General features: G+C 65.9%; 8 protein-coding genes and 1 tRNA gene. 3 read left to right on the top strand and 6 right to left on the bottom strand.

From position 1 onward, the window contains the following. Positions 1 to 306: 306 nt before the first annotated feature. The 3 genes from BST47_RS08705 to BST47_RS08695 form a co-directional block, all read right to left on the bottom strand. Positions 307 to 380, bottom strand: a tRNA-Met gene (locus tag BST47_RS08705). A gap of 52 nt (positions 381 to 432) precedes the next feature. Beyond that, on the bottom strand, positions 433 to 3,444 hold the full coding sequence (locus BST47_RS08700; protein ID WP_083125071.1) for a UPF0182 family protein: 3,012 nt from the start codon (positions 3,442 to 3,444) through the stop codon (positions 433 to 435). Positions 3,445 to 3,525: 81 nt separating this feature from the next. Beyond that, positions 3,526 to 4,548, bottom strand: coding sequence for a YlbL family protein (locus BST47_RS08695; protein ID WP_083125070.1), 1,023 nt, complete (start codon positions 4,546 to 4,548; stop codon positions 3,526 to 3,528). Between the two features lie 89 nt (positions 4,549 to 4,637). Here BST47_RS08695 and BST47_RS08690 point away from each other — a divergent pair, with 89 nt between their 5' ends. The 3 genes from BST47_RS08690 to BST47_RS08680 are packed head-to-tail and all read left to right on the top strand — an operon-like array spanning position 4,638 to position 8,282. Beyond that, positions 4,638 to 6,014, top strand: coding sequence for a zinc-dependent metalloprotease (locus BST47_RS08690; protein ID WP_083125069.1), 1,377 nt, complete (start codon positions 4,638 to 4,640; stop codon positions 6,012 to 6,014). Positions 6,015 to 6,071: 57 nt separating this feature from the next. Next, the gene (locus BST47_RS08685) at positions 6,072 to 6,899 is read left to right on the top strand and encodes a bacteriocin biosynthesis cyclodehydratase domain-containing protein (protein WP_083125068.1); all 828 of its coding nucleotides are present in this window, start codon (positions 6,072 to 6,074) and stop codon (positions 6,897 to 6,899) included. 57 nt (positions 6,900 to 6,956) lie between these two features. Continuing rightward, positions 6,957 to 8,282, top strand: a complete 1,326-nt coding sequence (locus BST47_RS08680; protein WP_207568562.1) for a macrolide-binding ATPase MABP-1 — start codon at positions 6,957 to 6,959, stop codon at positions 8,280 to 8,282. A gap of 34 nt (positions 8,283 to 8,316) precedes the next feature. On the opposite strand, the gene BST47_RS08675 is transcribed toward BST47_RS08680, so the two are convergent. The 3 genes from BST47_RS08675 to BST47_RS08665 all read right to left on the bottom strand — a co-directional run bounded on the left by BST47_RS08675 (position 8,317) and on the right by BST47_RS08665 (position 11,208). Beyond that, entirely contained in the window at positions 8,317 to 8,619 is a 303-nt protein-coding gene (locus BST47_RS08675) for a WhiB family transcriptional regulator (RefSeq protein ID WP_272937633.1), read from the bottom strand. A 170-nt stretch (positions 8,620 to 8,789) separates the two neighbouring features. Next, the gene (locus tag BST47_RS08670; RefSeq protein WP_083125066.1) at positions 8,790 to 8,978 is read right to left on the bottom strand and encodes a hypothetical protein; all 189 of its coding nucleotides are present in this window, start codon (positions 8,976 to 8,978) and stop codon (positions 8,790 to 8,792) included. Between the two features lie 118 nt (positions 8,979 to 9,096). Then, a complete protein-coding gene (locus BST47_RS08665) occupies positions 9,097 to 11,208 on the bottom strand; it encodes an ATP-dependent DNA helicase UvrD2 (protein WP_107528893.1) in 2,112 nt (703 codons plus the stop codon). Positions 11,209 to 11,254 lie beyond the last annotated feature (46 nt).

Here is an 11,254-nt window from a genome sequence, read left to right as displayed (position 1 = left end):
CCCACGCGCCCAGACAGACTCACTCGCCGACAAAGCCAACTCGAACGCGGCTTGACAAACATAGGAGCATCGAACGCTTCTACCACACGCTGAAACGATGGCTCACCGGCCAACCCCACCGCCACCATCAACGAGCTACAAACCCAACTCGACGCCTTCGACCAAGCAGGATCAATCACCTTGCGCGTCAGCGGTCGCCTGCACCACCAAACCACCGGCCGCCCCAAGGCCCGAAGGGCTCAAACGGAAAAACCGCAGACCTAAAGTAGGTCCGCGGCTATTCCGATGTCATGCGACATCAGTTAGTAGCGGGGACAGGATTCGAACCTGCGACCTCTGGGTTATGAGCCCAGCGAGCTACCGAGCTGCTCCACCCCGCGACGGGTGAACGCAAGGTTACCCAAGGCGCCGGTGCACCTCCAAATCGAGTGCTCAGCGAGTTGACTGGTACTTCTCCACCGCGTCGTCGAGGCGTTGCAGGGCCTCGCCGTACTCCGCGAAGTTGCCACCCGTCTGGGCGCCCTGCAGGGCTTCCAGCGCCGCGTTGATATCTTGCAGCGCTGCGGCTTTGGCCGCCGACAACTGCACGGGACCACCCGGCGGCACGGCCGCTGCCGGAACCTGCGCCTCAGGCGGGCGCTGAGTCCCCGGCGGCTGCGCAGCCGGCGGCTGCCCATCGGTGGCCGGCGTGGCCGCCGGCGACTGCCCGTTAACCGGACCCGTCGGCGCGGGGCCGGTGGCGGTGGCATCGGCACCCGGCCCGAACAGCTCGGTCAGCGCGTCGCGCACCGTGGGGCCGTAACCGACCTTGTCGTTGTACATCATCGCCACCCGGATCAAGCGGGGGTACGACGACGCGGCGTCGCTAGCGCCTGGAGATGCGTAAACGGGTGCGACGTAAAGCAGACCACCCTGGGCCACCGGCAACGTGAGCAGATTGCCCCACCGGATGCGGTTCTGGTTGTCACGTCCGATGACACCGAGATCCTGGCTCACCGCGGTGTCCGTGCTGATCGCGTTGAACGCCAGCTTCGGTCCGTTCACCTGGCCGGGAATGGTCAGCACGGTGAGCTTGCCGTAGGTGTCGGGGTCCGAACTGGCGCTGATGTAGGCCGCCAGGAAGTCTCGGCGGAACCTGTTCATCGCGCTGGTGAGCTGGAAGGACGCCGAATTATTGTTGCTTGCAAGGTTTTTGGCAACGATGTAGTACGGCGGCTGATAGCTGCTGGCCGTGGGGTTCGGATCCAGCGGAACGTCCCAGAAATCCGACGTCGAGAAGAACGTCACGGGATCGTCTACGTGGTACTTGGCCAACAACGCGCGCTGAACCTTGAACAGATCCTCGGGGTAACGCAGGTGCTGTTGCAGTTCGGGGCTGATGTCGCTCTTGGGCTTGACGGTGCCCGGGAACACCTTCATCCAGGCCTGCAGCACCGGATCGCTCTCGTCCTGCGCATACAGCGTCACAGTGCCGTCGTATGCGTCGACCGTCGCCTTCACCGAGTTACGGATGTAAGACACCTGTTTGTCCACCTGCAGGCGGTTGACGGCCACCTCGCTGGAGTCCGCCGTGGCGCTCGAAAGGGTCGTCAACTGCGAGTACGGGTAGTTGTCGAGCGTGGTGTAGCCGTCCACGATCCACACCATCTTCTTGTTCACGATGGCGGGGTACATGGTGGTGTCGGTGGTCAGCCACGGGGCCGCCGCCTCGACCCTCTCGGCCGGATCACGATTGAACAGGATCTTGCTGTTCTCACCGATGTCACGGTTGAGCAGGAATGCCCCTTGGGTGTACTTAGCCGCAAACACGCTGCGCGCCAGCCAGTTACCAATCCGCACACCGCCCGTGCCGGTGTAGGTGTAGTTCTTGGTCTCGGTGTTCGTCTCGTAGTCGTATTCACGGGGACCACCGTTCAACCCGACGATCGCGTAATCGGCTGCTGTGTTGGCGATCACCGGACCGAAATAGATCCGCGGCTGATCCAACGGCGCGGGTCCGGGCGAGACGACGCTGCCGTTCGCGCCGACGACACTCGCGAGGAACTCGGGGTACCCACCGTTCTGGTTGGGGTCATTGGCGACTCCGCGAACGGTGTTGGCCGGCGAGGCGATGAAGCCGTTGCCGTGCGTGTACACGGTGTGCCGGTTGATCCAGTCGCGCTGGTTGTCGATCAGCCGGTCGGGATTGAGTTCGCGGGCGGCAACGACGAAGTCACGCAGGTTTCCATCCCGGCCCGTGTAGCGGTCCATCGCCAGATGGTCGGGGAAGTAGTAGAAGTTCTTGCCCTGCTGGAACTGCGTGAACGCCGGGCTGACGATCGTCGGATCGAGCAGCCGGATGTTCGACGTCGTCGCACGGTCATTGGCCACCTGCTGAGCCGTCGTCTGCGCATCTCCGCTGTAATCGCGATACGTGACCGTCTCGTCGGTCAGCCCGTACGCCTGTCTGGTCGCGGCGATACTTCGACTGATGTATTCGCTTTCCTTCTGCGCCGCGTTCGGTTTGACGCTGAACTGTTCGACCACCAACGGCCACCCGGCGCCGATCACCAGCGACGACAACAGCAGCAAGACCACGCCGATGGCGGGGATCCGCAAGTCACGCAACACGATCGCCGAAAAGACGGCCGCCGCGCAGATGACCGCGATGGCCATCAGGATGAGCTTCGCCGGCAGCACCGCGTTGATGTCGGTGTAGCCCGCACCGGTGAATGGCTTACCGCCGCGGGTATGGCTCAACAGCTCATAGCGGTCCAGCCAGTACGCGGCAGCCTTGAGCAGCATCAAGACGCCGACCAACGTGATCAGCTGAATGCGCGCCGCGCGGGTGAGCGCTCCGCTGCGACCGGACAACCGAATACCGCCGAAGAGGTAGTGGCCCACCAGGTTTGCGATGAAGGCGAGGAACGTCGCGACGAACAGGAAACTCAAAACCAGCCGATAGAACGGCAGATCGAAGGCGTAGAAGCCGAGGTCCATACCGAACTGCGGGTCGGTGATCCCGAAGCTGCCGCCGTGCAGGAACAGCTGGATGCGGGTCCAATAGCTCTGCGCCACAATGCCCGCGAGGACGCCGATGAACGCCGGGACACCGATGCCGACGAGCCGCAGCCGAGACATAACGGCGGTGCGGTAGCGCGCGACCGGGTCGTTGGGGCCGGTGGTCGGGACGAACACCGGCCGGGTGCGATACGCCAGCGCCAGCCCCGCGAAAACGATCGCGCCGATCAGCACCGCCGCGATCAGAAACACCACAAGGCGGGTGAACAGCTGAGTCGTGAACACCGAGCGGTATCCGAGCTCGCCGAACCACAGCCACTCGACGTATGTATCGATCAGGCGCGTCCCGAACAGCAGGATCAGGACGACTACCGCGGCAATCGCGATGAGGACCCGGCTACGTCGTGTCAGCTTCGGCATTCTTGCCGCTGGCCGCATACCCACTCGTCAACTCCAGTTTCTAACCGTTCCCAAACGTCTTGGCCGACGTGACCCAACTCTACGCATGCGTCGGACAGCGTTCGCTCAGCATGCGGGGCGTTCGCCACCGGCTGAGAGGGTCTTGAGCGCGGCGACGGCCCCATCGAGGTTCTCGACCTTGACCAGTTCCAGTCCGTCCTGATGGGCGGTCTTGGCTTCCTCGCAGTTGTCGGCGGGGACCAGGAAAATGGTGGCCCCCGCGTCCCTGGCGGCCAGCATCTTGTGCGTGATGCCGCCGATCGCGCCCACCTTGCCGTCGCCGGTGATGGTTCCGGTACCCGCGACGAACTTGCCGTCGTTGAGGTCCCCGGTGGTGAGTTTGTCGACGACCGCGAGGCTGAACATCAACCCGGCGGACGGCCCGCCGATGTTGGCCAGGTTGAATTCGACGGTGAATGGCGCCCACGGCGCGTCGAGCACTCCGATCCCGAGGTAACCCTGGTCTTTGTCCGGATGTTTACCCAGCGTGATGGTCGCAGCGCCGAGGTCACCGTTCTTGCGGCGGTAATCCAAGACCACCTGATCACCCGGTTTCGTGTCCTTGATCAGCGCCTGGAAGGCGTCGAGGTCGGCCACCGGCTTTCCGTTGACGTAGTCGATCGCATCGCCGTCCTCCAGCTTGCCCGCCGACGGACCGTCCTCGGTGACCGATTCGACCGTCACAGCCATCGGGTACTTCAGGTAGAGCAGTGCGGCGTATTCGGCGCTGTCCTCGGACTGACGGAAGTCGGTGTTGTTGGCTTCGTCGACCTCGTCCTTCGACTTGTCCGGCGGGTACACCAGATCGCGCGGCACCAGTTGTTCTCGGCCCGACATCCACAGCACGAGCGCCTGACCGAGAGTCAACTGGTCGCGCTGAGACACCGTGGTCATGTTCAGGTGTCCCGATGTCGGATGGACCTCGGTGCCCTCGATGTCGACGACGTCCTTGCCGTCGACCTCACCGAGTGTGTCGAACGTCGGCCCGGGCCCCAGCGACACGAACGGCACCGTCACCACCGACTGCACGAGTCCGAACGCGATAATCGGGACCAGCGCGACGAGCAACGTCAAAATGCGCCTGTTCACGCCGCCCAATGTAAAGGTTGGCCAGGACTTCGCTCTCGGCGTGACCTGCCTTCTCACATGACGCGGCACCTGTGAGTACCGTTGGGGGCATGGCTGACCTGCCTTTCGGCTTCTCCCCCGGGGACGACCCCGAGCGAGACAAACGTAAGAAGGACCCGGACTCGGGGTCCGGCGATGCCGGCGGCCCCACGCCCGGCGACCCGTTCGGCATGGGGTTCGCGGGCGGTTCCGAGTTCGACATGTCCCAGCTGGGTCAGATCTTCAGCCGCCTCGGCGAGATGTTCAGCGGTGCCGGCAACGTCATGGCCGACGGCACCAAGTCGGGCCCCGTGAACTATGACCTGGCCCGCCAGCTGGCGTCGAGCTCGATCGGCTTCGTCGCACCGGTCAGCGAGAACACCAGCTCGGCCATCTCCGACGCCGTCCACCTGGCCGAGACTTGGCTCGACGGCGCGACGGCACTGCCTGCCGGCACCACCAAGGCCGTGGCATGGACGCCCACCGACTGGGTCGACAACACGCTCGACACGTGGAAACGACTCTGCGATCCGGTGGCCGAGCAGATCTCCACGGTGTGGGCGTCATCGCTGCCCGAAGAGGCGAAGTCCATGGCCGGGCCGCTGCTGTCGATGATGACGCAGATGGGCGGCATGGCCTTCGGCTCGCAGCTGGGTCAGGCGCTGGGCACCTTGTCGAAGGAAGTCCTGACGTCCACCGACATCGGATTGCCCTTGGGCCCCAAAGGCGTTGCGGCCCTTATGCCTGCCGCCGTCGAATCGCTCACCGAGGGGCTCGAGCAGCCGCGTAGCGAGATCATCACGTTCCTTGCGGCGCGCGAGGCCGCGCATCACCGCCTGTTCAGTCACGTGCCGTGGCTGTCGAGCCAGCTGATGAACGCCGTCGAGGCGTTCGCCAAGGGCATGAAGATCGACATGAGCGGACTCGAGGAGCTCGCGCAGGGGTTCAACCCCGCGGCGCTGACCGACCCGGCGCAGATGGAACAGCTGTTGAGCCAGGGCATGTTCGAACCGAAGGCGACGCCGGAGCAGACCGCCGCCCTCGAACGGCTCGAGACGCTGCTCGCGCTGATCGAGGGTTGGGTGCAGACCGTCGTCACCGATGCGCTGGGCGACCGGATCCCTGGCACGTCGGCGCTGTCGGAGACATTGCGTCGACGACGCGCCACCGGCGGGCCGGCCGAACAGACCTTCGCCACCCTCGTCGGCCTCGAACTGCGGCCGCGCAAGATGCGCGAGGCCGCGGCGTTGTGGGAGCGGCTCACCGAGGCCGCCGGCTCCGACGCCCGCGACGGGGTGTGGCAGCACCCCGACCTGCTGCCCAGCGCGGAGGACCTCGACGAGCCGGCCGGCTTCATCGACCGCATGATCGGCGGTGACACCAGCGGCATCGACCAGGCGCTGGCTGATCTCGAAAAAGACTCGGGCACAGACGATTCCGAGCGCTGATTCGGCGCCTGTGGATAACTCGGCGGCGTTTGGCCGCCGACGTGCCACACTCCTCGCATGGCGGGATACGTCCTCGACCCCGCGAGACCGGTGCTGTTGCGACCCGACGGCGCCGTGCAGGTGGGCTGGGATCCACGGCGGGCGGTCCTGGTCCGTCCACCGACGGGAATGACCGCACGCACGCTGGCTGATCTGCTGCGCCGCCTGCAGTCCGGCGCGACCCTCGCGCAGCTCGACGAACACGCCGACGGGATCGGAACCCACGTCGTGGCGGAGCTGGTCTCGTCGCTGGTCGACGCCGCGGTCGTAACGAGCACGTCCCGAGGACGCACCCGGGCCGCGTCCATCCGAATCCACGGCCGAGGTCCGCTGTCGGACCTGCTCGCCTCGGCGCTGCGGTGCTCGGGCGCCCTCATCACGCAGAGCAGCCGCCCACATGCCGGTGCACCCGCCGACTTGGCGGTGCTGACCGACTTCCTGGTGTCAGACCCGCGGGTGGTGCGTGACCTGCACGCCGACGGGGTGCCCTATCTTCCGGTGCGGGTGCGCGACGGTGTCGGCCTCGTCGGACCGTTGGTGCTACCCGGGGTGACCTCCTGCCTAGAATGCGCGGATCTGCATCGCAGCGACCGGGATTCGGCCTGGCCGGCGGTCGCTGCACAGCTACGCGACGCCGTCGGCAGCGCCGACCGGGCGACGGTGCTGGCAACCGCGGCGCTGGCGCTCAACCAGGTCGAGCGCGTCGTGCGCGCGGTGCACGGCGGCCTTGACATGGCCGACACTGCCGAGCCGCCCTCGACGTTGAACACCACCCTGGAGTTCGACGTGAACGTCGGCACCATCGCTGCGCGCCATTGGCCGAGGCATCCACGCTGCGGCTGCTGACAACGCTCGTAGGCAAGTCGCCGTGGTGCGCTCAGCATCGTCAGGGATGATGGTCTGGTGAGCGAGATCAAACGCGGTCGAGCGGCGCGCAACGCCAAGCTGGCGGGACTGGGTGCCGGCATGGCCGGTCGGGCCGCGCTGGGCTTCGGTAAACGGCTGACCGGCAAAGACAAAGACGAGGTCAACGCGGAGCTGATGGACAAGGCCGCCCAGCAGCTGTTCACCGTTCTGGGCGAGCTCAAGGGCGGCGCCATGAAGGTCGGCCAGGCGTTGTCGGTCATGGAGGCCGCCATCCCCGAGCGATACGGCAAGCCGTACCGCGAAGCGCTGACCAAACTGCAGCGAGAGGCCCCGCCGCTACCCGCCGCCAAGGTGCACCGCGTCCTCGACGGACAACTTGGCACCAAGTGGCGCGATCGGTTGACCTCTTTCGACGACAAGGCCGTCGCGTCGGCCAGCATCGGTCAGGTGCACAAGGCAGTGTGGGCCGACGGCCGCGAGGTCGCGGTCAAGATCCAGTACCCGGGAGCCGACGAGGCGCTGCGCGCCGACCTCAAGACCATTCAGCGGTTGGTCAGCGTATTCAAGCAGCTCGCCCCTGGAGCCGATATCCAAGGCGTTGTCGATGAGCTGATCGAACGCACGGAGATGGAACTCGACTACCGGCTGGAGGCGGACAACCAACGCGCGTTCGCTAAAGCTTATGACGGGCACCCTCGCTTCGTGGTCCCGCACATCGTGGCCAGCGCACCCAAGGTGGTGATCCAGGAATGGATCGAAGGTGTCCCGATGTCGGTGATTATTCGCGAGGGCACCCAGGAACAGCGCGACTTGATGGCCACCCGATTGTTCGAGCTGACCTACGACGCGCCGAAGCGTCTCGAGATGATGCACGGCGACACGCATCCGGGAAATTTCATGCTGTTGCCCGACGGAAAAATGGGTGTCATCGACTTCGGTGCGGTTGCGCCGATGCCGGGCGGTATACCTCCCGAAATCGGTATGGCCACGCGTTACGCGCTCAACGATGAGTACGACAACCTGCTGGCGGCCATGCAGGCGATCGGTTTCGTCCAGAAGGGCGAGCATGTGTCCAAACGCGAGATGGACGAGATGATGAAGCAGTACGTGGAGCCACTCGAGGTTGAGGTCTTCCACTACACGCGCAAATGGCTGCAGCGGAACACTGTGGGGAACCTTTCGCCCGACCGCGCCGCGGGCCAGCTCAAGGCCGCGCGACAGATGGACATTCCGTCCAAGCTGGCGATCCCGATGCGGGTGATCGCGTCCAATGTTGCGATCGCGTGTCAGCTCGACGCGTATGTTCCAGCCAAACGACTTGCGACAGAGCTGATTCCGGGCTTCGCCGACGAAGCGGCCTGATCCTGCGATTGGGCCCGGGGCAACCCGGCAGGGCTCACGCCGCTGCCGGGCTGTCCTCGGTGTTCTTGCGCGGGCGGCCCCGTGGGCGCTTGCGCTCGATGATGATGCCGCGATCGAAGATCTCGCCACCCCAGACGCCCCACGGTTCCGCGCGCTCGAGCGCGGCCGCCAGGCACTCGCGCCGGATCGGGCATTCGGCACACAGCGACTTGGCGCGTTCCAATTCGACCGGGCTCTCGGCGAACCACAGGTCGGGGTCGTTCAGGTGACAGGGCACCGCCAGCTTCGTCCGTTGTCGGCATGTCTGCGTTTGGACGCTCTTCGCGCGAGCGTTCATCGCAAGTGACATGGCTCGTACCTCAGCTTCCTGGTCGTCGGTTTCGTATCTCATCGGTCTTTTCGATGGATCCTGACCAGGGCTTTCGGTGTCGAACTGACTCCCAAAAGACTTTGGCCACGGATCCGGTGACTGCGGGTCCGTGGCCTTGGGGCGAAATCGTGGCGTTCCTAGATGGTGCCCCGATTCACGGACTCTTCAGTCGCGGTGGCGGTGCGGCGCTTGCGCTGCGGGGAAATAGCAGCTGCGGCACCCGCGGCGACGTACGCCATGGCGGGATGCTCAGCGGCAGCGGGGACACGGAGGGTCCACGAACCGCCGGCGATGCCTACGGCGTCAAACGCATTGATGCTCGACATGTTCTCGGAACCCTCCTTTCACACGACAAATCACAGGGCTGGGGTGTGCGATCTCGAGGCTAAGCGTAACAGGGAAAACTGACAACTGATTTTCTGACCTGCGGCTTTGGCACGATTTTTACGATGATTGGCGGCCTTTCACCAACGCGAGGACGTCGGCGCCGTACTGCTCGAGCTTGCGCGCACCGATGCCGGGAATCGCCACGAGCGCGGCGTCGTCGCCCGGCAACGTCTCGGCGATCGCGATCAACGTGTTGTCGGTGAACACCACGTACGCAGGCACGCTCAACTCCTTGCTGGTGCGCAGCCGCCAGTCCTTGAGCTCCGCGAGCAGGTTCTCGTCGATGTCGGACGGGCACCCCTCGCAGCGTCGTAACACGATCGCCGCAGGGGCCGTCAGGGCGGCGTTGCACACACGGCAGCGCGGCGCAGCGCCCTTGGGCCGACGCGGCTTGCTGGGGCTGCTGTCGGCCGACGCCTGCGGGGCGACGCCGTTGAGGAACCGCGACGGTTTACGACTCTGCCGCCCACCAGGAGCCCTGGCCAGCGCCCAGCTCAGCGCCAAATGTATTCGCGCCCTTGTGATTCCGACGTAGAGCAGCCGACGTTCCTCTTCGACCGGCTCGCTGTCCGGCCCGTGCGCCAATGCATGGGAGATCGGCAGCGTGCCGTCGGCGAGACCGACGAGGAACACCGCGTCCCACTCCAGACCCTTGGCGGCATGCAGCGACGCGAGCGTGACGCCCTGGACGACGGGCGGGTGCCGGGCGTCGGCGCGCTGCCGAAGCTCGACGAGCAGAGCGCGCAGGTCCAGGGACGGGCGCTGCGCGACCTCCTCGTCGACGAGTTCGGCGAGCGCGGTCAGCGCCTCCCACCGCTCGCGCGCTTTGGTGCCGGCCGGCGGTTCTGCGGTCAGGCCCAGCGGCTCCAGCACCGCGCGGACGATCTCCGGCAATGGTCCGTCGACATCGCGGTCGGCGGCGCGCTGCAACGCCACCAGCGATTGGCGGATCTCCTGGCGGCTGAAGAAGCCCTCGCCGCCGCGCACTTGGAACGGGATGCCCGCCTCGGTCAGCGCCTCCTCGTAGACCTCGGACTGCGCGTTGATGCGGTACAGCACCGCGATCTCGGCGGCTTCGGTACCCGATTCGATGAGTCGCTTGATGCTCTTGGCGACGGCGGCGGCCTCAGCCACCTCGTCACGGTGTTCGGCGAACGTGGGCACCGGGCCGGGGTCGCGCTGGCCGACCAGGTGCAGCTTGCTGCCGGCCATCCGACCGCGGGCCGCGGCGATGACGCGGTTGGCCAGCGACACCACCTGCGGGGTGGAGCGGTAGTCGCGCTCCAGCCGGACCACCGCGGCGTCGGGAAAGCGCCGCGAGAAGTCGAGCAGGTACTGCGGTGTGGCGCCGGTGAACGAGTAGATCGTCTGGTTGGCATCGCCGACGACGGTGAGGTCGTCGCGGTCGCCCAGCCATGCGTCGAGCACACGCTGCTGCAGCGGTGTGACGTCCTGGTACTCGTCGACCACGAAACAGCGGTACCGATCGCGGAACTCCTGGGCCACCGCCGCGTCGTTCTCGATGGCGGCGGCGGTGTGCAACAGCAGATCATCGAAGTCCAGTAGCGCTGTCCCGTCGCGGCGGGCCTTGAGCGTCTCGTATCCCGCGTACACCGCCGCGACCTTGGCCGCGTCGAAGGGGATGTCACGTCCTGCCTTCGCGACGGCGGCGGGATAAGTCTCCGGACTGATCAAAGAACCCTTGGCCCATTCGATTTCGCCCGCGAGGTCGCGGACGTCGTCGGTGCCGGCATTGAGCCCGGCGCGGTTGGCGGACTGTGCGACGACGGCGAACTTCGTGTCCAGCAGTTCCCATCCGGTGTCGCCGACGACGCGGGGCCAGAAATACGCCAACTGACGGCGGGCCGCGGCGTGAAACGTCATCGCCTGCACCGACGCGGTGCCGACTCCATCATCGAGGGCACGCAGCCGGGCACGCATCTCGCCGGCGGCGCGCTGGGTGAACGTCACCGCCAACACCTGTCCCGGTGCGACGTGCCCGGCGGATACCAGGTGGCCGATGCGACGGGTGATGGTGCGCGTCTTTCCGGTGCCCGCGCCGGCCAGCACGCAGACTGGCCCGCGGGGGGAGAGTACGGCCTCGCGCTGCTCGTCGTCGAGGTCATCGATGATGCTCGAGCATGCGACCTCTAACGGCATGCGGACCATCTTGTCAGGGTGGGCCGACAAAACCGGGGCATGCCGCGGGCATGTT

The sequence above is a fragment of the Mycolicibacterium tusciae genome (assembly GCF_002086795.1).
GTDB lineage: Bacteria > Actinomycetota > Actinomycetes > Mycobacteriales > Mycobacteriaceae > Mycobacterium > Mycobacterium tusciae.
This window is presented reverse-complemented; position numbering and strand designations above follow the sequence as displayed.